Source organism: Pseudoalteromonas sp. CO342X (assembly GCF_004208915.1).
Taxonomy (GTDB): Bacteria; Pseudomonadota; Gammaproteobacteria; order Enterobacterales; family Alteromonadaceae; genus Pseudoalteromonas; species Pseudoalteromonas maricaloris.
The window spans coordinates 271,302-295,281 of record NZ_SGPH01000040.1 but is presented as its reverse complement, the minus strand read 5'-3'; the positions used below and the strand labels follow the sequence as shown (position 1 = coordinate 295,281).

Below are 23,980 nucleotides of genomic sequence, written 5' to 3'. Positions count from 1 at the left end.
AGTTAAGGAACAATAATAATGGCAAGTTTTACCCGTCGAGATTTTATTAAAAGTGCATTAATGGGCGTTGGCGCAGCGACAATTAGCGTCTCGTTAGTAGGTTGCGGCAGCAGTGATAGTAAAGCGGTTGCAAGCAACGATTTTGCTGTCGCATTTAACCATGGTGTCGCGAGTGGCGATCCTTTAGCTGATAGCATGATATTATGGACGCGAGTCACTCCTGAGGGTACACCTAACAGTGTGGATGTCACTCTACAAGTATCAGAATCTGAAGATTTTGGTGTCTTACTACAAAGCCACCAGCTGGCCGCATTAGCAAAAAACGATTACACCGTTAAAGTAGATCTTAATGGCCTGACTGCAAATAGCCGCTACTTTTATCGCTTCGTCACGAAGGAAACGCATTCACCCATAGGTAAATGCAAAACCTTACCCGTTAACGATGTAACTCAGGTAAAACTTGCCGTCATGTCTTGTGCAAATTATCCGGCAGGTTACTTTCATGTTTACGCAGAGGCTGCAAAACGCAGCGATTTAGACGCGGTGTTGCATTTAGGTGATTACATATACGAATATGGTATGGGTGGGTATGCCACTGAAAATGCCGACGCCATGGGGCGAGGGCTGGATGCAGATAATGCGAACGAGATTATTTCATTAAATGATTATCGTCGTCGCTATGCAAAATATCGTACGGACCTTGGTCTGCAAGCTCTCCACGCCAGTACGCCATTTATTGCGGTATGGGACGACCATGAAGTATGCAATGACTCATACATGGATGGCGCTGAGAACCATAACGAGGGAGAAGGGGAGTACGCTGCCCGCAAACTTGCTGCGCTGCAAGCTTACTATGAATGGATGCCTGTGCGTCCGATGGTTAAGGACCAACTCGAAAGCCTCTATCGTAAATTTGAATTTGGCGACTTGTTATCACTTTATATGCTAGATACTCGTCACGAGAGCCGCGCTAAAGCACTCGACTATCAAGATTATATTGACCCTACAACAGGACAAGTGGATTTTGCCAGATTTCAGGCGGATCTCACTGCGCCTTCGCAACAGCTTTTAGGCGTAAACCAATTGACTTGGCTCACAGATAACTTAAAGACATCTGCAGCGAAATGGCAAGTCTTAGGGCAACAGGTATTGATGACCAAAATGATGATCCCAGCTGAGCTGCTCATGTCTCTTGCCAACCCTTCTGCACAAATGTCGACGCAATTAACAGAGCTTGCTCAAATAAAGGGGAGAATGCTTGCTGGTGACTCAACGTTGTCAGAGCAAGAAAAAGCGCGAGTCACGTTTACCGCACCTTATAATTTGGATGCATGGGACGGCTACCCGGTTGAACGTGAAGTAATTTTACAAACAGCAAAAGCGGCCAATAAAAATTTAGTAGTCGTTGCAGGAGATACACACAACGCGTGGTCTGGTAAGCTCTGCGATGCAAACGGAGTCATTTGTGGTCAAGAATATGCGACAGCTTCTGTCAGCTCTCCGGGGCTTGAGTATTACTTGCAATTAGGCGATGAGCAGGCGCTACAATTCGCTGAGGTATTGCAATTACTAGTCGATGATCTTGAATATGCCAATATTCATCAGCGTGGTTATTTAACGCTTAATTTCACAAAAGAGAAGGTGGAAAGTGAGTGGCATTTTGTCAATACAGTTAAGCAAGAGCAGTTTGAAAGTCATAATAAACAGCGCGAGTTTATACTGTAGGTACGGCAAGCAATTCGCGCTACGCATCTTGTAAAACTGCGTAAAAAGCGTGTAAAGGGGCTTTACAGCCCCTTGCATTTAGCTATTTTATCTTGCGAAAGAAGCGGTGTTACCTTGAACGGCTTCTTTTTATCCCCTTTAACTTTAACCTTTGCAATATCTAAATATTGAAAGTCTCCAGGGGCGTTAAGACGCCATAAATTCTTTGACTGTTCAGAAAAGCAAAACTCTCCTGTATCTCCATGTATCAACAGCAACGGATAACTGAGTTGAGCCGCATATTCTGCGAGTGCTTCTCGATATAACTGATAACCATCGCATTTAGCTTTTGAGTTTTTATCACAACGTCCTGAGTGCTTCTCTTTTTGATACAGGTCAGCTTGTAGAAATATCACCGCAGCTTTATGGCTTGGCGTCAGCAAGTTATCCAACCACTTAATATTCTCTACATCACGACGATGAGACTCTTCGTGCACTACTTTTTTATCGGATAATAAGATTTGTCTGCGACCATTGTTGGTGCCTGGCACATGCAAAGTTAAAAACTGCACATCATCCACTATCCAAGATTGATTTTCAGGTACTGTTTGCTGACGTTTAAACTTTGGAAGGTTAGGTATTTGCACCGCAAAGTGTTTACGGATGAAATCCAATCTTTCTAACTCATCAAACCTAGGGTTCAGAGTTTCGCGGTCACAGTCAGTCCAATCATTGTCGCCGGGCGTGAATATAAAAGGTTGGCTACTCACATTTGAGATCAGGGCATAATTATCTTTAAGCAGTTGATCTGTACAGGGCTCAGCACCGGATTTCATATCACCTACGTGCACCATAAAATCATGCTGTATATCATTTACCTTTTCCTGCAGAGCACCATTTGGCATCAGCATGCCTCTGTCTATCTCCGTATAAGGCATATCACCAAAGACTAAAAACGACGTTGCCGAGGCCTGAAATACACTGAGCATAGGCATCAATGCCATGGCGAATAATTTAACGAGCTGCACAATAATTCTCCTTTATGTTACCCCTCTATCATACATCAACTCTGTGACAGAAGAAGTTGCTCTCTCAATAAAAAGCGCCGCTAATTGCGGCGCTTTGCTACTTAAGATGTTTTTCGAAAAAAGCTAAAAACTCAGTGAGCGTCTTCACTCTATGTGCTTGATAACTCAGATGATGATTCCCATCCTCGAGCTCTATGTATTTGAACTTCTTGTTATGATCTTCAAGTTCATCTGCCATGTCACGACTATGATTCACAGGCACGACTTTATCGTCATCACCATGAATAAGTAACACGGGGCGGTTAATCTGCTTAGCGTAGTTAACAGGAGATTGTGCCTCAAGTTTATCAGTATCTTGTCCAAATTGGTCACGAACAAGCTCTTTGTTTGTGAAAAAGCGCGCACGACTAACTATCGATTCTAAGTCTGTAACACCGGCAAAACTTGCTGCACATTGAAACGTTTCAGGATGTTTTACCACAGCCATTAGTGCCGCATAGCCGCCGTAACTCGCACCACCTATACAAATTTTACTTTTGAGTGCATACTTTTCTGCAATCAACCAGTTTGCCGCATCTTGTAAGTCATCTTGCATCTTTCCTCCCCAACCTTGATTTGCTTCATTAAAGAAGTCAAAGCCATAACCAAAAGAGCCTCTAAAGTTAGGTTGGAAAACCACAAAGCCTCGGCTTGCCAATAGTTCAGACCAGTAATCAAAGCCAGCGTAGTCGCGAGAGTATGGTCCACCGTGTGGAAAGATGATTGTGGGAGCAGCCGCATCGAATGCTTTAGGTAGGGTTAAGTAACCCTCAATTTCAAGGCCGTCACGCGCTTTAAACGATACCCTTTGTTTGCCCAGATAATTGTCACCAGTAATATCTGGATATAAACGTCCTAACCCCGCTAAAGAGCTGGTTTCTCTGTCACCAATCAGGTACGTACCAGAGTCTTGGTCAGAATCGCCGTACGCAATGTATTTTTTATTATCCGCGCTCATACTTATTACAACGGTGTCGTAGCTTGGTAATGCCGCCTTGAGTGAGCGTTGTAGGAGTTTGCGGTCTTCGTCCCAATAGACTCTCGAGTTATCAAGGTTGGAATGGCTGAAGCCTATGGCTCTACCGTCGTGTGAATAAAGGAGACTGCCATCAAAATCATAGTCTGGATCGGAGAAAATAAGCTGAGGTAAAAGCGGGCGCTTAGTAATGTCTGCTTTAAACAGCGCATTTTTACCATTATGAAGTGCGGTGAGGTAAATAATATTTGGGTCTTTATCAAATCCAAGAATATGGATAGCTTCCGGACCACGAGCCTGAAAGGTATAGAAATCGGTTAAATCCTTCGTCTCATTATCATAGAGCATATAATAGGCAGTGATCCCTTCAAACCCATAACCCATTCTTACATTGCCTTGTTGATCGGCTATCCAGCTAGATATTTTTCTTCTTGCGCGAACAACTTTCTCGCGTCTATCTTTAGCTATGTCTAAGATATAAACGCTCGGCTTGTTTGCCATATCGAAGTCAGTTTGTACCAATATCTTGTTTGGTTGTTCTGGCAGTATGCTAATGACACCGTCTTGAAATTGGGCAGGAATTTCATTGCGATAAGCACGATTGATTTGAACCAATTCATCCGTAGGGTTTTTTAAATCAAATTTAAATAAACGAGATGTTGTGTACTTTACGCCTCGCTGCACTTTGGTGTAATTAGCACCAAATAAGAGCATGTCATCACTGGCCCAATCGTACCAACCAAGTGCTATCGTTTTATTATCAGTTTGCAATATATAGTTTTTTTTATGCGTTTTTAGGTCATGAACAGTAAGTACTAGATTTCCTTCATAATTTTGTAAATACGCAACTGCTTTACCACTGGGAGAGAGCGAAACTTTACTCATATTAGGGAGTTGCGCGTAACTTTCAATAGGTAACTGAGCGTTAGCAGAGCTAGTGCATAAAAGTGCAATAGTAAATAGAATTATATTTTTCATTTTTAGATAAGATGTAGAATGTTTTATGTGTCTTTAATTTGGCGACATTATTCCCTATTTTGAGGCTAAACTCCAACCTATATGCTTTGGCATACACTATCATTAGCGAAAACTTCGGAAAAGTGAGAGCAAAAGTTCGCTACATTGCTCTCACCTTAAAACCGTTGAAATTAGAGCTGCGTACACACCAGTTTATGCGTACGCAGATTGAAACTAACTTTTAGTCTACTATACGTTTATTGGATTTGAGGCGTGAATTTGGTAATCGGTATAACCTTGTTCGCTACCACCAAATAATGTCTCAGGCTGATGTTCGTTTAAGTACAAGTCATTTGCCAGCCTGTAGGGCAAATCAGGGTTTGAGATAAAAGGACGACCAAACCCAATCATATCAGCCCAACCTTCATTAAGAGCTTGTTGGGCGCGCGCTTTCGTATACTTTCCGGCATAAATTAACACGCCATTAAATGCCTCTCTAATTGCGTATTTAAATTTCAAAGGCATATCTGGCGCGTCTTCCCAATCCGCTTCTGCGATGTGTACGTAGCATACGTTGAGCGCAGTTAGCTGTTTAATTGCCGCGAGGTATGTCTGCTCAGGGTTTTCATCTACTGTACCATTTAAGGTAGTAAGCGGCGCAAGTCTAACGCCCACTTTGCCACTGCCTATTTCTTCACTCACCGCCGTTACGACTTCACGCAAAAAGCGAATGCGGTTATCAACAGAGCCACCATAGCCATCAGTCCTTTGATTTGAGTGAGAGTCTAAAAATTGATTAATCAAATAACCATTCGCTGCATGCAGTTCAATTCCATCAAACCCTGCTTGCATCGCGTTGCGTGCAGCGTGTCGATATTCGTTAATAACATTATTGATATCTGCTTGGGTCATTGCTCTAGGTGTTTGTGCTTGAATAAAATTAGGGGAATCATTTTCATCGATGAAAACTTTCACACCCTGAGCTTGAATTGCCGAAGCTGAAATCGGCTGAAGCCCACCGGTATTACTTTGGTGAGATACTCGCCCAACATGCCAAAGCTGCGCAAACATAACACCGCCTGCATCATGCACTTGTTTTGTGACTTGTTTCCAGCCAGCAGCTTGGGCGCCTGAATAGATCCCCGGTGTCCAAGCATACCCCTTACCGAGTTGCGATATTTGTGTCCCTTCACTAATAATTAAACCAGCCGTCGCACGCTGTGCGTAATAGGTTGCCATCAAATTGTTAGGGGTATCCCCAGGTTGACTTGCCCGTGAGCGGGTCATTGGCGGCATCACTATGCGATTGCTCAGTGTTTTACCTGCTAAATTAATTGACTCAAATAAATCAGCCATTTGGCCTCCTCAACGTTTTTTCACTATGAGAAGTTTAACGATTTAAAATATTTTCATTAACTGCAATAAATACAAAATATATTTGTTAAAAATGAAAAAACTATAGCGTGAGCCTAGGCGCAATGTAGTCTAAAAATGCCGAAATCCGAGAAGATACACCACTATTTTGATAATACACGGCTTGTACCGCTTCTCTGCGATTTGGCGAAATAATTTGCTCGGTAAAAACTTCAACAAGTCTTCCGGCTTTTATATCTTGCCTCACCATAAAGTTAGATAACAGTGCAATGCCATGGCCTGCAATACACAATTGCCTCACGGTCTCACCACTGGATGCGCTAATGGAAAACTTGAGCTGTTGCGGACTTTGTAAAGGCCAGACGTTGAGGTGTGGGGCATCGGTAAAACCTATCAAGTTATGATATGGAAGATCAATCCGTGGTTCATGACCTGCAAATTTATTTAAGTAATCAGGGCTTGCTACAAGATGAAGTTTACTGCGACCTAACAAACGAGCATGAAGATTAGAGTCTGCCAAGTCACCAATTCGTATTGCGATATCGGTTTTATGCTCTAGCAAATCGATGATACTGTCATGACTCGTTATTTCCAAAGTAATATCGGGAAAGGCCTCATTAAAACCTTTTAATATAGGCGCAAGCTGGTGAAAAACGAAAGGACTTGCAGCATCCACTCTTAATTTACCAGCTGGCGAAAATCGTAACAGCTTTAACGCCTCTTCACCTTGCTCAATGGTATTGAGTGCCTGCCGCGCATAGCGTAAAAATAGCTCGCCTTCTTCGGTTAACTCTATCCGTCGAGTCGTTCGATTGAATAGCGTTACACACAGGGACTTTTCCAGTCGAGTTACTGCTCTTGAAACCTTTGCAACTTGTTCGTCCATCAGATTTGCTGCAGCGGAAAAACTCCCAGTATCGACAACACAGATAAAAGCTTCTAGATCTTCGGTTTTTGAGCTAACGGCCACGTGTGTTCCTTTTCATTTTCTACAAAAGTATTTTGTCATTTTTGCTGTTTTTTGCAAATAAAAAAGCTTTCACACTACACCAACTTATTGCTTATCACGTTAAAAAGGTTATTTATGCCGCTTGCATTACTGGCGCTGACATTAAGCGCATTTGCCATTGGTACCACCGAATTTGTCATTGTTGGTTTAGTACCGACCATTGCTTCCGATTTATCAGTTTCGCTGCCAAGTGCAGGTTTACTGGTGAGTTTATATGCCATTGGCGTTGCTGTTGGTGCGCCCGTTTTAACCGCACTGACAGGGCGATGGAATAGGAAATCTGTATTACTTAGTTTGATGGCACTATTTGTCTTTGGCAATCTGCTTGCGTGGCAAGCGCCAAGTTATGAAAGCCTCATTTTAGCGAGGATCATGACAGGACTCGCTCATGGTGTGTTCTTCTCGATTGGCTCTACGATTGCAACTAGCTTGGTCTCAAAAGACAAAGAGGCAAGTGCCATCGCCATTATGTTCACGGGACTGACCGTTGCGCTCGTAACAGGTGTCCCTTTGGGTACTTGGATTGGCCAACAGTTTGGCTGGCGAGCCACTTTTCTAGTAGTTTCTGCTTTAGGTGTTATCGCTCTATTGGGAAGTGCATTATTAATACCAAAGAACCTTAAGCATAGCGCATCTGCCAGTCTATCTGAGCAGGCAAAGGTATTATTGCAACCCAGATTACTGCTCGTCTATCTTATGACCATACTCGGCTATGGTGGAACCTTTACGGCATTCACCTATCTTGCGCCAATTTTACAACAGGAAGCTGGTTTTAACGCCGCTACAGTCAGTATTATTATGCTGGTTTATGGTGTATCCGTTGCTGTTGGCAATATCTATGGCGGAAAATTAGCCGATAAAAAAGGGCCGATAAGCGCTCTGACCATCATCTTTGTGTTACTTTCGGTCATTTTGGCTGTGTTGACATTTACCATGCAGTCGAAAATAGGCGTGGTGATCACAGTACTAGTGTGGGGAGCATTTGCTTTTGGAAATGTACCTGGTCTTCAGGTCTATGTTGTACAGCTAGCCGAAAAGTTTACTCCAAATACGGTGGATGTCGCATCAGGGTTGAATATCGCAGCCTTCAACGTTGGCATTGCGCTCGGTTCTGTCTTAGGTGGCCAAATTGTTGAAAATATGTCGCTGCAGGACACTGCTTGGGTAGGGGCACTTATCAGCGCTGCAGCCTTATTAGCAACCCGTTTTAGTGGCTATCTAGATAACAGATCTTTATTGAAGGCTCAAGTTGTAGAGTAGGTGGCGGCTCATCCGGAGGAATTTTGCTAAAAGATCGCCACGTGAAGTGGCTCCTACGAAAAAAGCAATCTGGTTTAGCAAATATTCAAGCCACACTAAAATAGGAGCAGGTTAATCCTGCGAGCTTTTGTTAAAGATCGCCACCTGAAGTGGCTCCTACGAAAGGCAATCTTATTTAGCAAATATTCAAGCCTCACCAGAGTAGGAGCAGGTTAATCCTGCGAGCTTTTGTTAAAAGATCGCCACGTGAAGTGGCTCCTACGAAAGGCAATCTTGTTTAGAAAATATTCAAGCCACACTAAAATAGGAGCAGGTTAATCCTGCGAGCTTTTATTAAAGATTGCCACCTGAAGTGGCTCCTACTAAGCTAAAGTGCAAGTGCTACACTATTGTTTGGGGATCGCATTTCCTTTAAACGACACTTTGATATTCGTCACTTTACTTAAGTCATAAAGCTGTGGATTTTTCAGCTTAATTGACCAAGTGGTAAACGGAGTTGGTTTAAAGTAATTAATCGCATAATCGTTTGCGATTGCACCACTGGTGATTGGATCTATGCGCGTCGTTTCACTATCTAACAGCTCGTAACTTACCAATCGGTATAACGACTCTGCACTAAATTGATAGGATTGCCCTTTAAACCTATCTTGATATGAACCACTAGATCTTACTTCGATATCATAGCGCTGGTTCTCATTTAACCCCGAACCTTCTAGTACAACATTGACCTCGTCTAATCTAACTCGATCAAACTGGGAAAAATCAATATCTTCCAACGACAGCGTAAAACTCATTTCACCGTCTTGCGCAAAATCCAGCAATTGCTGCGGCGCATCTAACTCTTCTATGGTGAGCATAAAATCTTGAGGTCGAGGGTTAAAACGCAATAATGACGCAGCCTCTTGTTCACGTAGTAAAGCTAAGTCGTGACGGTATTCTTGATAACTTTGATTAAGGCTTGGTGTCACTATGGTGTCATCAAGAGACCAGTAGCTAAATGCCGCCTGATAGTTTGTTAGTGCAACAAATATCGGCCGTTTTAGATTATTCAAAGTCCGGAATAGCTGTTCCTCCATGTCCTGAATTTCATCTAGACTGTTTTGATTATTTTGTAAAAATGCATCTATACGATTGATCTGTTTAAGTTTTGCATCAGCGGTGATGCGCAAATCTATCTGTCTAGATTGCTCCTGGGCAATATCAATCTCTACAGCAACTATTGCCTTACCATGATTAATCAACTTTTCGATAGCAACAAGGTAGTCACTTGCACCATCAATGTCTTCATCTATGGCCTTTTTCATTTGTGCCTTAGCAGTTATTAAAAATTCGTCCCAAATTCGATTTGCCTCTTCTTTGGTCGGAATGAGTGAATTAAGGCGATTGAACTCTTGTGCAAGCTCACTACTAGAAAACGGATCAGCGGTTTTTTGTGATAACACGTTTAACTGGCCGCTAACCGTTTGTACTTTATCCATTAATGACGCGATATCATCAATTTTGGTTTTTAACTCATTGATCTCTTGGATTGTGGCGGGCAAGCTCGCAACTAAGTCTTTCAAGCCACTGGTATCTCCCCCCGCAGCACCGGCAAATGCAGTGCCCGCACTAATTACGGTTTCAAGTACTTTAAGCCCAATTTCAGTGATTTTATCTAGTTTGTAGTCCAAAATTCCTTGTTGAAACTCGACCCCTGAATAGAAGACATTATTTTCTTGTCCGCTGAATGATGCTTTTTGTTGATCAAGTGTTTTTACCAAGCTCGTCAGTTGCTCTACAGAGCGAGAGATAATTCGTTGCTCAGCAGATGCAACGTCGAATAGGTTATCCTGCATCAAAGTGAGATCTTGGCGCTTGTTTTCTAAACTTCGGCCTTGTTTCTGAAAATTATCGTAGCTATCCTGATATGCTTCCATCGCGTCAATATATGCTTTAATCGTTAACTCATAAAAGTCGCGGGATAGGCTAGGCACATAGTTTTTGTTAAGTGTTGCGTACGACAAAAACTGTTTAAAGTTAGCAAGCTGCAAGTAAAAATTCTTTGCTTGAACGGAAGATTCTCTAACATCATGAGCTGCGTTTAAAATAGCTTCAGGCCAGCTCAACATCTCAATACTTAACGCTGGATTTTGATCATAGATAGAAGCCGCCATATCGAATGACTTTTCAAATGCATCTAAAAAGTACTCTTTATGCACAGAGATGAGCGACGTTAACGCTGGCGAAATAGGCGTTGCGAACTTATTGCCTTGTATAACTTGATATAGCGTACCAAATGAGTCTGGAGCAATACTAAAGCGTTCAATTTCACCATCGCTTGGCGAATGAGCTGTGATTATATTGATATTAGCCTCAACTTTATCAGCCATAAATACCAATGTTGATGCTTGCGCATTTTGGGTATCTAAATTGATACTCACCGTACCATTACCCATTATTTTACGTGCGACGATAAAAATTCGTTTGTTTGGCGCATCGAAAATCATGTTTCGGTCGATTTCTACCGTGTCAGCAGCAATGACGATAGTATTATGATCTCTTGCACTAGTAAGCACGTCATTCAAATTGACATGTAAGGCCGAGACCAAATAATTTTGTGTGTCTATCTGTTGTTGATTTGAAGTCGTAACGCTCGGTAGGTTTTGACTTAGCTCAAGATTATATAGCTCATTCCAAGTCGCAGCTTGGCTCGAAAAAGCGCAGCCAATCAACAGGCTGAGTAAAGTTGGTTTCATAGTAACTCCTTGTTGCAACATAAAACACCAACCTATTGAGCGCTCTATGAGAGTAGATCGCTCAATAGCTGTTGATTTATGATGCTAAAAATTTAAACTTATTGATGTTTACTGCTGTGATGTAGGCAGGTAGGCGTTTTGTAGAAACGTCCTTGCTTTGTCTGCAATGTCTTTCCATGAGTTGCTGGCATTGCTAGCAAGAGGTGAAGAAACGATCCCTGCAACAATCACGTTGGCATTACGTAAAGCATTTTCACTGTCTAATTGAGTCAATACATCTCGAAGAGACTTCATATCTCCATACAAAGACTGCCAGTGCACTTGAACTTTGCGTACATTAATTAGCGCAGTTTCAATTTTTTCGTTCATGCCTTCCACTTGACCTTTGGCAATTTGATAAGAGGCCGCTAGACTCATCGCGTGAGCGAGTTCCTTATTCGCCGTCTCAATTTGAGATTCTACTTTATTAATCTCGCTCTTTACTTCCTCTAACTGAGCACCTTGGATACTACCGCCAATGATTAGCCCAAGTATGCCGCCAAGACTACTTAAGCCAATACCGGTTTTTAAATCACTCTTTTCATCATTCAGATCGTTAAGTCGTCGTTGTAATGTGCTAATTCGGTCACGTATATTAGCTGGCTGGTCTTTGTTTAAAATGTCCTCAAAAGTGCCTTCTAGTGTATTTAATTGTCCAGAGTGTGTAGTTAAATCTCCTTGAAAGGAAACAAGTTGATCTACCACTGTTTGGGTTTTTGTTAGATTACCATCAACAAAATTCATGAAGGTGTTTAGAAATGAAATCGCTACTTGTCTGCTTTGCTCAGCAGCTTGCAAATCTCCGCTTAGCGACGCGTTATGTAGCTTTGTTAGTTCATCAATAAATGGTTGAATTAGCAATACATGGGTATCGGAGTAATTCGCTAATTTTGTCGCAAGATCAATGATGCTTGGATAAAGCTTATGATTCCAATTCTGACCCGACGCATTGATTGATTCAAAGGTTGTCATCAGTGCAATGTAGTCGTTATTTAGAGGCGTATCTACTGGATATCGCGTCGCACTTCTAAAGGCAGCTTCGTTATTAGGTAAACTAACAGCTGACTCAGCAAAAACTTGAATTGTATGCCATTGCTCCTGAGTAAGTAGGAAGTCATTCGACCCAACATCTATAAACAGCGGTGAACCTTCGATATCGCCTTGAAGTGTATCGTACATAATTGGTGAAATTTCTGGGACGTTGGTATTCGCCGTAGCAAGCTGACTAAGCCCAAATAGCTGTAGTGATGTTACGATAGCGATTGCGCTTTTCTTTAACTTAATTGATTTCATCTTTCATATTCCTTAATCAATCGGTGTTCTAACTGTTAAGTTGCACTAGACCTCTTTTGGTCTCTAAAGATGCAACTGAAGATAAAAGTGCATGTAGTTAAAATGTTAACCAAATGTACTTTTAATATTATTGATATAGGGACAATAAGAATGGAAGAACTTCTACACTTTCTAACAAATTGAGGGATTTAGTTGCATTTTCAATAACACTAAATAACATGGAATACAATCTACAAAATAACAAATTAAGTAAATGAAAGTTAACAAAAACGAGCTACAACCTAGCCATCCATAGCTATAGATGTAGAGGGTTTTGTTACAGACAGATAGTTAACAGTTTATTTTTACAGCTACTTTCGCTCAAAATTCAATCTCAATTAAATTGTTTCATAAAATCGAACTCAATGTTTCTACCGCTGTAAATGAGACGCACATTCTTTGTTGAAAAAATAAATTCAATCTATTATCAACCATCTGATCTTAGTCAGAAAAATTAAATTAACTGCCCGTTAGCACAACCACTTAAAGTTATCTAAATGACTTAAAAATTCAAACAAGATTACATCTAAAACGATTAAGGAAATTATCAATAACCACTTTTAGCTAGGTTGGGAAAGTGACGCTGAATTTGGTATAGACCATAAAGTACATTTCATTTATAACTATTAAAAATACATGTTTAATTTATGTAATATTTATGTAATTTTATTTAGGTGTGGCGGTCTTTATCTTATAAAGTAACGTGAAAAGAGAAGTCAAAATGAACAAACTAAGAAGAATGATGATATTTAAGGGGGTGGTAGAGTCAGGATCACTGACCAAAGCCGCGGAGAAGTTATCTTTGTCTAAATCAGTGATCAGCCAACATCTCAAGAAACTAGAAGAAGAGATAGGAACACCACTATTATACAGAAACACACGAAGCCAATCATTGACCAACGTTGGTAAAGACTTCTATGCGTATTGCCTTGAAATCAGCCATTTATCAGAGTTAGCTTGGGAAAAAGCAAGATCTAAGCAATTAGTACTTGCAGGACAGTTAACAGTGACAACATCCTATGCTTTGATGCAAACCATCGTTGCACCTGCACTATGTAAGCTGATTAAAACGCATCCTAAGATCCGCTTGAATTTAATTAATGAAGATCGCCCTCTCAATCTAGTAGAGCGGGGGATAGATCTTGCTGTTAGAGTGGGAAAAAGCGCAGATGTGGAGCAATCACAGCAATATATTGGTTCATTTAGAGACGTGCTGTATAAAGCAAAGGACAGTGAATTTAACGACACAACCGCTCCTTACATTGCAAACTCTTGGGAAGGTAAAGTCACAAATTATGAATTTATCCATACCACACAAAATATCGTTAAACCGCTTTCATTCAAAGCACATCACAAAACCAATTCCGTTAGCGATACAATAGGGCTCATTGAAAGCGGTTTGGGTATCGGGTTAGTGCCAGAAATCATCGCATTTAATAATCATAACCTGGAGCGAGTAGATCCCGAATTCGAGCTGGAAAAAGTGGAAGTATTTTGTATTCATAAAGGTAGTACTGATGTACCCGCGACGATACGAATTGCGCAAAGTGCTATTAAAAGCTATATGGATGCTCATCAATTTGTATTGAAAAATGCTGCGATGCACTAGTGAGCGTCAGATGGAATGTTGTCCTCATTTGCGTTACTAAGAATCTACGTTATGCTTGCAGTAGTTTAAGAAAATTATTTCACTCTAAACATGAAGTTAAAGGAAAATCTATTCTCCCGTTGTGCCTTGGTATTTGGACTAATATTGTTTGCGATAGTGAGTCAAAGTACACAAGCGAAAATAACCATTGCGGTTGTAGGCAAAACTAAAAATGACACCTTTTATGAACAATCGTATAAAGGGTGTGTAGACTTTGCCAAACAACATCCAAATGTAGAATGTATCTACGATGGTGCAGACGACTATCAAGATTTTAGAACGCAAAGCCTTATTATTAACGAACTATTGAATGAAAAGGTAGACGGTTTATTAATATCAACTACCGATTCAAACTATCTCGTGTCACGTTCACTCAAAAAGGCGAAGCAATTGAAGATCCCAGTGATCACTTTTGACTCTGACCTTTTAACAGAGCATAAAGATTACCGTCTCGCCTATGTAGGAACCGATAACTTTGCATTTGGTGTTGCACTAGGAGAAGCCGCCAAGCCTTATAAAAAGGCGGCGCTTCAATCGTTTTGTATTCAAACAGGTCATCACTCAACACCTAATTTAGATAAAAGAATTAAAGGCGTTAGATATGCTCTTTCTACACATACAATAGACAATCTTACAAAAACAGAAAATGATCTCAAACAGGGGTGGCAAGAGTACGAACGATGCCCACTTTATACTATGGGTAAACGAGAAGATGCGATAAGCCAACTATTGACCTTGCTAAGTTATGAAGCCCCCCCGATTTTTATTGCTGTAGCAGGCTTCGCCCAATTTCACTCTAATTATATTGAACGCGTATTGCCATACAAAGAGAAGATCAAAAATAACAATGCAGTGATCATTTCCGCAGATACAGAAGAGATGCAACTTAAAGCTTTGGAAAAGGGACTTTCAACAATCAATATTGGCCAAAACCCCTATGAAATGGGCCGAAAAGGAGCGGAATTGCTTTATAATACGATAGCGCTTGGCCAGGCGCCCTCCGAGGATAGCTACTACTTAGACTTTCATTACTGCAATCAAACAAACATTCTTAGATGTACCATTAACCACTAGCTTTAATGACCTTGTTATACGTAACCTAAGCTTCAGTCAAAATAATGGATAGGTTTCAACACCTATTTTTCACGCTACAAAAACAATACTAAAGTATCAATTTAAAAACCTGTTTAGAGACGTAAAACATCATAAAATCTGGTTTTTCGGTTATTCATTGACCGCCAACTTAAAAAATACGACAATGGTAGTATATTGAGTGACGTTAATGTAAACAAAAAATTTACATTAACTCTATTTTATTGGAGTGGCTATGAAACTTAACTTTGCAACCTTGGCGTTAATGTCAGTTATTGGTACAGCAAGTGCTGCCGACAATTTAGTCGTTAACGGCTCATTTGAAACATCAGGCAATATTTCTGGTGATTGGGCGTTATTTGACAATCTCCAAGGTTGGAGCAGAGAAGGTGCCAAATTCGAAATTCAAAAGCAAAGCCTTGGTATTGCCGTGCCTCAAGATGGCAATCAATATCTAGAGCTTGACTCGACTGCAAATTATACAATCTACCAGAATATCCCAACAACGGCTGGTAAGAAGTATAAAGTGAGTTTTTATTACTCACCTCGAGTGATAAACAATGATTCAACTAATCGCGCACGTGCATGGTTTGGCGATAATACACTAGTGACGATGAATGCAACGACTCGTGGCTGGACAAAGTACGAGTATACTGTTGAAGCAACAGGTAGTTCGACACAGTTACGTTTTCAGGGTTTAGGTACTTCTGACTCATATGGTGCGTTATTAGACAACATCGTCGTGACAGAAGAGGAGGAAGTTACACCTCCAGAGCCGCCAGTAACTTGTAAATTAGGCGTGTATGGCATCAATAACTTTGGTGAAAACAGCAATAGCTATGTTTATAAATTTGACATGGTAAATGGTACCTATGCATACGTTGACGGCGTCGCTAACACAGCCTCAAATATTGCTGCGCACAATGGCGCACTTTACTTTATGGAACAAAACGACAGTGCATCTAAAGCTTCATCACTTTGGAAAGTTTCACTAGATAGTGCAGAACAGACTCTAGCTGCTAATGCGGTTTCATGGCCATTATACCGTTCAGCAGTAACGCCAGACGGTACTAAATTACTTGCAAGCAGCAAAACTTATCTATATGAGTTTGACATGCAAACAGGTGCAAAAACAGTACTTGGTAAACTAAGCTATGCAGGTGATGATTTCTCACATGGTGATATCGCCTATTCAGCAGATACAAACGTGATTTACGTACTAACAGGTAAAGCACTTTACACGCTAGATAAAGGCGACATGACTTTAGATCTTGTTGGCGAGCATGGTGTAAATTGGGCTTCAGGTTTAGCAGTAAGCTCTGACGGCACATTATACGTGTCTGGTCGTAATTCAGGTGAAGATGCGAAGATCTACACATTGAATCCAAATACGGCACAAGCGACCTTTGTTATGGATGGTCCGGAGCACATCAACGATTTAACGTATGTAGCGAATTACTGCGAATAGGTCTATCTAATTAAGCAAGGCGAGGGGAATCCTCGCTTTTTTGTTTATAGCTAAAGTAGTTGATTGTTTTATATTAGAAGATTAAGTTTGTAAAGACCTTAGCGAAGCCGCTTTGATACTTCCAAGACATATAAAATCTGTAAGATAAAAAGACTGGTTAGCGTGTCTAATCCTTCATTCTCTCTAAAACCTCTTTTTGAATTTCTTCTTTGCTCGGCCTGCCAATTTCTAAAAGAGGAAACACAAAGCGAATAGCAGTTCCTTTTTTTGAGCTTTTAATACTCAACTTGGCTTTATAGCTTTTCGCAATTTGTTTTATGGTATATATCCCTAATCCGAAATGAAGTCGTGAATAAAGCGCCATTCCCTTGCCATTATCAGAAATAATTACGTGAATTTGATCTTGTTGTTTACTAATGGACAGGCTGAGTTGCGTTGCTTTTGAGTGTTTAAGCGCATTATCAACACAATGGTAGGTTACACTGTAAATATCTTTTTCCAACTGTTTTTTAAGTTGTGTCTCACCAATAGAAATATTGAAATTAAGCTCCATATCACTCATATATGAGCAATGAGCCTGCAACATACCGATAGCAACGCTCAGTTTTTCTTTTCCAAGTGCCGCATGACCTCGTGCCAGTGGTTCGAGCTTCAAAAGTGCTTGGTCGAGTTTGTCTAAACCTCCTGAAATCATAATGTCATTGCCGCTACACAACTTTTTAGCCTCGGCAACTTTAAGGACAGCATCACTCAAGTCTTCTTTTTGGTATTGGCGTTGATTATTCCTGAAAACTTTATGAAAACTCTGCACCCAAATATATATATACACAGAAATCGCAATTACTAGGATAAAGACCAAAGCAGCATACATTGAAATAGCTAAAGGTGTTGAATACCATGGCGCAGCCACGTTAAAAGTCAGCGCCGTAACATCACTGAAGCGTCCCTTATTCTCAACCCTAAATAAAATATCGTATCCTCCTGGCTTTAGATTGCTAAGTTGGATTCCTGCAGCTAACAATTTTTGCCATCCAGTATCGTTTATGTTTGCTTCAAACGAGTTGACATGCTGATCTACAAAATTGTAGTCACTAATCGTTATTTCAATAGCTGGATGCTGACTAACCAGTTCAGAAAACTCCAAATAGGTTTTACCATCCAGAGTGACACTTGTTACCTTTGGAGCATAAAGATCGACTGAAGGTGCCGTTGTCAGCTCAAATATAAAATCTGAACTGGCAGCATAAAGCTTGTCGCCCAGAACCTTAAGACTTCCTATCGTAAAAGAGTGCGCTTTTGTTCCAGGTACCAATTTTGTATGATCCGCGCCTCTTTCTATAATGTGGACACCATTGTTGGTCGCTAAATACAAATTGTCATTAAACTCCACAAACTCCTTAACAAAATTTGGTGAGCTTAACTTTTGCCAAACTCCACTATTGGGTTTAAACCAGACACCTTTTCCATAAGTCGCTGCAAATAGGCCTTCCTCTGTAACAAAACTGTCAGTGACAACTACACCGTCTTCAAATAGACGGTGCGTCCACTCTTGTGTATCAACAACCAACAACCCTTGTTTGGTGCTTGCATAGATATAGTTCCCACTATGATTAATGTCTAAAACTTCTAAACTAGGAAGCAATTGTCTAAGCTTTTTATCTACTATCAATTCTAAGTGTGAATCAACTTCCACAACCCCATAACCATTTGTTGCGATATGCAAATTATTATCGATCACTGAAAAATTTAGTACATAATCATCATGAACTTTTGTTATTTTCTTACTCGCTAAATCCACAAAATAGGTACCCACATTGGTTCCTATCGCGAGACCGCGATTGAATAGTTGAAAGGCCGTGACCTCAAATGCCTGTGCAGATATTTGATTATTTAACCAAGTTAATGGCTCAAAATGATTTCTGTCGGCCTTTTGAAAAATGCCTTTTGTAGTGCCAACCCACAATTCTCCAGCAACGCCTTCAAGTACGTTGTATTTAGACCCTAACGACAACTCAGAAGACTTAAGACCAACTTCGATAGGTTCGAATGTGTTTAGACTTAAACCCCACACCCGATTTTTACCATCTACATGTAACTTGCTGTAGTTTTTCTTCTTAGTATTAATACCGGTTCTCGTAATATTTAGGTCTGTGAGTGTGATTTCATTGACACTTTCGTTATCTGTAAAGTAGATAAAATAGGGGGAAGCAAACACGATATTATCAGCATTGTGTATTTCCATATTAGAGATAAGCTGCTGCTGTAGGGTAGAGTAGTAACTCATCCTATTATTAACGAAATAAACAACGCCATGTGGTGTTGCCGCTAAATTTCCGTTATCAATGCTTAGTGCTTCAACAGTTTTAATCACACCATCTTGTACTATAAACACACCATCTCTGGTCATTAGGTAGGCTAAGTTTGCAAACGCGTCAATGTCTAAAACTCGGCTTGAACTGCTGTATATTGTACTAACTACTCCAGAATCAAGATCAATCCTTTTAACATCATATTTTCCTAAAGTGAAAAGCGATGAGTTTGTTAAGGCAAGTTTTGTCGCTTCCACAGACGCTATTTTTTTCGATTCTAGACTTGTTAGATCGGTGAGCCAAACGTCACCATTAGAGTACAAAGAAAACAAAGTTTTATGTTGCAGTTTAATATCACGAACTAAACCGCTTGGTAATCCAGCAGCTTTACTTAAAGGAAGAAAATGACGACCATCGTATCTATATACTCCATTGTGCGAGGACAAATAAAAGTTATCGTTTGAGTCATGAACGACGCCATTTAGATGTTCAAATTGGAACGCTTGTAACTGCAATGAAAGGGCAGTAAGAAATAAAAATACGAAGATACGCATGAAACAATCCATTCATTAAATGCGGCCAACCACAAGAGCTGGCCTTACTTCCTAGTTGACCTCGTACGCATTGTGATCTCTTACACCACAACCCGCTACGACGATAGGCAAATCGTTCTTAGTTTCTCCAGATGCCGTTTTATCAACTATATTACGCTCCATTGTAACACTCTTTAAGCCTTTGTTAAGTTTTTGATTGTCACCTTTTGATTTTTCCCAATCAAATTGCTTTTCACGCTCAGCAAGTACAAACAAATAGGTCGGTTTACGAGGATCAGATTCATTCTTTTTATTATTCCAAGAATGCATTACCGCTTCACCGGCTTCAACACCATATAAATGTGTGTAGGCTGCCGCTAATAGCTGAGCTCCAGAATCACTCATCACCATAAGCGCCGTATTTTTATAGTCGCTACCACAATCGAATGACACGTCTACATTTAATGTAGAACCATCAGGCAACAGCAAATCGGCATTCATCCTAGAAACTCGAGCACGGTCCTCTAGTGGAGTTAGGGCGTTAGCCGCACTAATACAAAACATAGTTGCAGCGATTGGAAGTAGTATCTTTTTAAACATAGAGATTTCCTTTTAGTCATAAAATGCGTCCCTTCATCAACAGTTTCAATCAATACGTTATTGAGTCGTATCTAGAGAATTTCTCCTACAACAATGACATGGATTGTTTAAGTGTTAGAAGGCCACGCTACGGTATGCAGATCTCGCATGAAAACATAATTTGCAAGACCACATCTACCATCTTATTTGCAGCTAAAATATCTTCAACTACAAAAGTACTGTGAGCTTAATCTTTAAAGATCTTCTCTCTACTATTGTTGATCTGTAGAGCACCAACTGTAAACACTTAGTTAAGAGCTAATTTTTTATTTTATAATTCCGACCCAAAGTAGACGATGCCTTTGCTAATAATTAGTACAACAGCTAAAGACGTTAATAGCTTATGGAGATACAACTTAAATTGTGCTTTGGATAACTGCATGATTGATGATATGAATCTAAAGTTGCTGTTGTAATGCGACGAAAGAAATTAGAATAGGGGTCTCAGATGACGGTCAAAAACGCCACACAACAAATTTAACATAATATAAATTATGGGATTATTTATACAGTATTGCATAATACATATCTGAATTACTATAATATGTCCAATACTAACCAATATCGGACTTATCATGATTTTACCACTGGTCGACACTTTAAAGCAGCTTAGGTATCAAATCGCCCATCTTGAAGATGATACGCTTGGGCATGAATATCCAGAGCTGGAAAAATTCTTGGCTCGTCATGGTAAATCACTACCGGTACATAGCGAGCTACAGTTCTTATTTCAGTTTTTGTATGTTTACGGTCGTAAGTCTGAAGCAACTTTTAACCGCTTTCGTAATGAGCTTGAGCGCTTTTATTTATGGTCGTGGCTGGTTGCTGAGAAGTCAGTGTTTGAGCTAAAACGCGAAGACATCGAGGCATATGTGGATTTTGTGGTAGAGCCAGATAACGCATGGACACAAACTTCTGTGCAGTGGCGTTATAAGCAAAACCAAGGTATCCGTCAGGTTAACGAAAATTGGCGGCCATTTGTTCTCAAAGAAAACGGCGCTAGCCAGCAAACGTTGGCAGCAATGTTTACCGCGCTCAATGTGTTTTACAAGTTTGCCATTTTAGAAGAAAAATCATTTGCTAACTTTGTTCCAGTGGTTAAGAAAAATAGCCCGTATTTAGTGGTTCAATCGCAAATCAATCTTCCTGATACGCTGAGTGATTTGCAATGGGAATATGTTTTTGGTGTAACACGTGATTTAAGTGAACAGCAGCCGGACCTAGAACGAAATCTTTTCGTATTAGCTTGCTTAAAAGGCTTGTATTTACGCATTTCAGAGCTATCTGACCGCCCTCATTGGTCACCAGTAATGAGCCACTTTTGGCAAGATCAAGATGACTTTTGGTACCTAAGAATTATGGGTAAAGGCAATAAGCTAAGGGATGTAACGCTTAGCGAAGACTTTATCAGTTATTTAAAGCGTTACCGGCAGTACCGGGGGTTAAGCGCCCTACCTCGCGTTGATGAGCCCTACCCAATTGTTCATAAACTAAGGGGCCAAGGCGGTATGAACGTTCGTCAATTACGCCGTATTGTTCAGCAAAGTTTTGACTTAGCAGTGGCTAAACTAAAGGAAGATGGCTTTACAGAAGAGTCAGAGCAACTCGAAGCCGCAACTTCACACTGGCTAAGACATACAGGTGCAACGCATGATGCGCAACACCGACCGCTAAAGCATCTATCTGAAGATTTAGGTCACGCTAAAATCGCAACAACAGATCAAATTTATATTCAAACCAATATTAAAGAACGCGCCAAATCGGGTTTGAAACGGAAGATTTAGGCTCTGAGCGTTCGGTCTGGATTTTAAGGAGTATATATGAGCTCAAGATCATTGGTAATAATTGAAGATGACTTAGGCCTTGCGGAACTGCTTAGGCGCTTCTTTGAAAAACATGGTTTTATCGTGAGTATCCAAAATGATGGAGTGAGCGGATTGGCGCATGTCCTGCAACTTCAGCCAGATTTTGTATTGCTTGATTTGATGTTGCCAAATAAAGATGGTTTCGAGATCTGTAGGTCACTACAAAACAGGTACAATGGTAAATTGATTGTGTTAACCGCGAGTCACGATGATATAGACGAAATTACGCTATTAGAAATGGGGGCTGATGACTTTATTCATAAGCCAGTCAACCCACGAATTATCCTAGCGAGATTTCGAAAACTAGTTCGCTTAGCAGAAGAAAGTGAGAATAAACAGCAAAATGGGCACGTGATCCGTGTTGGCCCCTTCTCATTTAACTCATCGACAAGGCAAGCAAGCCAAGATGGTATACCGCTTGGTCTCTCAGACAGTGAATACACATTATTCCATTTTTTGGCGTCTAATGTTGACTCTATTCTAAGTCGCGACCAGATTTCAACTCAGCTGTACGGCCGCTCATTTGATGGTTTCGATCGTACAGTTGACAATAAAATAATGAAGATAAGAAAGGTTATCGGTGATGAAATGCCCTATCAACACCTCATCACTGTAAGAGGGAAAGGATATATTTTTGTAAATAGCAAGGAAACTGAATGACAAGCATACGTTTTGCATTTGCAAGCTTACTCTTTGTTAGTGTGTTTTTAGTGATAAACCCCCTTTTGACTTCTCTAGCTACAAGTTATTTCTCAAAAGAGCTGAAAAAGGATGTAGAGCTAGATTATCTAGCCTATGTTTATGCTTTAGATGCAGCTCGTCCTGGCTTGGATGATGCTCAGTGGCAAGCTTTACTTGCCCAGATCTCTGAAAAAAGTAATCTAAAAGTACAGACACTAGATAAACCTGCATTTGAGCAAACGACTAAGTTAGTCATCGAAAACGTTTATGATGAGGAATTACAAACCGTAATCGCAAAAATACAAGGTAAAGAGTTAATAGCGTTTTCTGCGCTTGGAGTGCAAGGCTCTGCTGGGGCAATCCTCAATTTTATTCAGTATGGTTTACCCTTAGGACTAATCTTAGTCCTATTTTTGTTGCACTCACTTTGGTTGCAATTTCGACTTTCTAGGTTAGAACATGCTAGTAAATTAATTGCACAAGGATTGTTATCTAAACGTGCTGATACCGGACTTTTAGCAGTCGGACGTGTCAATTACGCCTTTAATCAAATGGCTGAAAAATTAGAGTGTGCCTTTGCACAGCAAAGGAATATGATCAGAGCCGTATCTCACGAGCTCAAAACGCCATTATTCCGACTTCAGCTCAAGCTTGAGTTGCTTGATGTTCCACCAAAGAACAAAAATCTGGTTCGAGAGTTATTTGAGGAATGTGAAGAGCTTGAAATGCTGGTGCATGAAATTTTGGAGTTCAGTAAAGTAGAACAGTTTTCCGCGAAGACCAGCGTTTCCAATTTTGATTTGCGTACTCTAATTAATGAATACATCGTCAATTTAGAAAAGTACTGTAATCACCCTATAATTATAAATTGTCCAAACTCATTATGGATAAGAGCCTGCCAAACAGATGTTAAACGCGTGCTTCATAACTTAATTGTTAATGCTGATAAATTTGCAGTCGAGCAGATCCGTGTTTCACTAAGTTTATGTAACGCTCAACTTCTCTTAACTGTGGAAGATGATGGCATTGGCATTGCTGAAGATAAACATGAGTTAGTCTTCCAAGCCTTTTTTACGGTAGATGAAAGTCGCTCAGGAAAAAGACGAGGTGCAGGCCTTGGCTTGACCATCGTAAAAGAAATTTTATTGAACTATGACGCTGAGGTCTCGGTAAGCAGAAGTGAACTCGGTGGCGCATGTCTAACTATCAATTTGTCCTCAATATTGATCTATTAACTATGACAAACCCCTGACAAATCCGCGACAATCAAATTACTACTTACACTTTAAAAT

Annotated in this window: 16 protein-coding genes; 8 read left to right on the top strand and 8 right to left on the bottom strand. The window is 40.4% G+C overall.

What is annotated here, in order from left to right; all coding sequences use genetic code 11:
* The first annotated feature begins 18 nt into the window (after positions 1–18).
* Positions 19–1,725, top strand: coding sequence for an alkaline phosphatase (locus tag EXT47_RS20205; protein ID WP_130127420.1), 1,707 nt, complete (start codon positions 19–21; stop codon positions 1,723–1,725).
* Between the two features lie 62 nt (positions 1,726–1,787).
* On the opposite strand, the gene EXT47_RS20200 is transcribed toward EXT47_RS20205, so the two are convergent.
* The 4 genes from EXT47_RS20200 to EXT47_RS20185 all read right to left on the bottom strand — a co-directional run bounded on the left by EXT47_RS20200 (position 1,788) and on the right by EXT47_RS20185 (position 7,048).
* Entirely contained in the window at positions 1,788–2,732 is a 945-nt protein-coding gene (locus tag EXT47_RS20200) for a hypothetical protein (RefSeq protein WP_130127419.1), read from the bottom strand.
* Between the two features lie 97 nt (positions 2,733–2,829).
* A complete protein-coding gene (locus tag EXT47_RS20195) occupies positions 2,830–4,632 on the bottom strand; it encodes a S9 family peptidase (RefSeq protein WP_240701640.1) in 1,803 nt (600 codons plus the stop codon).
* 321 nt (positions 4,633–4,953) lie between these two features.
* Positions 4,954–6,060, bottom strand: a complete 1,107-nt coding sequence (locus tag EXT47_RS20190) for an alkene reductase (protein ID WP_130127417.1) — start codon at positions 6,058–6,060, stop codon at positions 4,954–4,956.
* 100 nt (positions 6,061–6,160) lie between these two features.
* Positions 6,161–7,048 carry a LysR substrate-binding domain-containing protein gene (locus EXT47_RS20185; RefSeq protein ID WP_130127416.1) on the bottom strand — a complete coding sequence of 296 codons (888 nt, stop codon included), beginning with the start codon at positions 7,046–7,048 and terminating at the stop codon, positions 6,161–6,163.
* A gap of 114 nt (positions 7,049–7,162) precedes the next feature.
* Here EXT47_RS20185 and EXT47_RS20180 point away from each other — a divergent pair, with 114 nt between their 5' ends.
* Positions 7,163–8,347 (top strand): MFS transporter, encoded by a 1,185-nt coding sequence (locus tag EXT47_RS20180; protein ID WP_130127415.1) that lies wholly within the window; start codon positions 7,163–7,165, stop codon positions 8,345–8,347.
* A gap of 386 nt (positions 8,348–8,733) precedes the next feature.
* On the opposite strand, the gene EXT47_RS20175 is transcribed toward EXT47_RS20180, so the two are convergent.
* Positions 8,734–11,082 carry a hypothetical protein gene (locus EXT47_RS20175; protein WP_130127414.1) on the bottom strand — a complete coding sequence of 783 codons (2,349 nt, stop codon included), beginning with the start codon at positions 11,080–11,082 and terminating at the stop codon, positions 8,734–8,736.
* Positions 11,083–11,190: 108 nt separating this feature from the next.
* On the bottom strand, positions 11,191–12,414 hold the full coding sequence (locus EXT47_RS20170; protein WP_039495188.1) for an alpha-xenorhabdolysin family binary toxin subunit A: 1,224 nt from the start codon (positions 12,412–12,414) through the stop codon (positions 11,191–11,193).
* A gap of 760 nt (positions 12,415–13,174) precedes the next feature.
* Between EXT47_RS20170 and EXT47_RS20165 the strand changes: the two genes are divergently transcribed.
* From EXT47_RS20165 to EXT47_RS20155, 3 genes are all read left to right on the top strand, one after another.
* Entirely contained in the window at positions 13,175–14,062 is an 888-nt protein-coding gene (locus EXT47_RS20165; RefSeq protein WP_039495187.1) for a LysR family transcriptional regulator, read from the top strand.
* 156 nt (positions 14,063–14,218) lie between these two features.
* Complete coding sequence (locus EXT47_RS20160; RefSeq protein ID WP_240701639.1) at positions 14,219–15,175, top strand: substrate-binding domain-containing protein; 957 nt, start codon at positions 14,219–14,221, stop codon at positions 15,173–15,175.
* A gap of 253 nt (positions 15,176–15,428) precedes the next feature.
* On the top strand, positions 15,429–16,661 hold the full coding sequence (locus EXT47_RS20155; RefSeq protein ID WP_130127413.1) for a DUF642 domain-containing protein: 1,233 nt from the start codon (positions 15,429–15,431) through the stop codon (positions 16,659–16,661).
* Positions 16,662–16,827: 166 nt separating this feature from the next.
* Here EXT47_RS20155 and EXT47_RS20150 read toward each other — a convergent pair whose 3' ends face one another.
* Both EXT47_RS20150 and EXT47_RS20145 read right to left on the bottom strand, forming a co-directional pair.
* Positions 16,828–19,524: an ATP-binding protein gene (locus EXT47_RS20150; RefSeq protein WP_130127412.1), complete on the bottom strand. Its 2,697-nt coding sequence runs from the start codon at positions 19,522–19,524 to the stop codon at positions 16,828–16,830.
* A 51-nt stretch (positions 19,525–19,575) separates the two neighbouring features.
* Positions 19,576–20,103 (bottom strand): hypothetical protein, encoded by a 528-nt coding sequence (locus EXT47_RS20145; RefSeq protein ID WP_039495181.1) that lies wholly within the window; start codon positions 20,101–20,103, stop codon positions 19,576–19,578.
* Between the two features lie 614 nt (positions 20,104–20,717).
* On the opposite strand from EXT47_RS20145, the gene EXT47_RS20140 reads away from it, so the two are divergent.
* Genes EXT47_RS20140 through EXT47_RS20130 form a run of 3 tightly spaced genes read left to right on the top strand, consistent with a single transcriptional unit; the run spans position 20,718 to position 23,923 of the window.
* Positions 20,718–21,926: a site-specific integrase gene (locus EXT47_RS20140; protein ID WP_039495180.1), complete on the top strand. Its 1,209-nt coding sequence runs from the start codon at positions 20,718–20,720 to the stop codon at positions 21,924–21,926.
* 36 nt (positions 21,927–21,962) lie between these two features.
* Positions 21,963–22,667, top strand: coding sequence for a response regulator transcription factor (locus EXT47_RS20135; RefSeq protein WP_039495179.1), 705 nt, complete (start codon positions 21,963–21,965; stop codon positions 22,665–22,667).
* Positions 22,664–23,923: a cell wall metabolism sensor histidine kinase WalK gene (locus EXT47_RS20130; RefSeq protein ID WP_039495178.1), complete on the top strand. Its 1,260-nt coding sequence runs from the start codon at positions 22,664–22,666 to the stop codon at positions 23,921–23,923. The genes EXT47_RS20135 and EXT47_RS20130 overlap by 4 nt, the downstream gene beginning before the upstream one ends.
* Positions 23,924–23,980 lie beyond the last annotated feature (57 nt).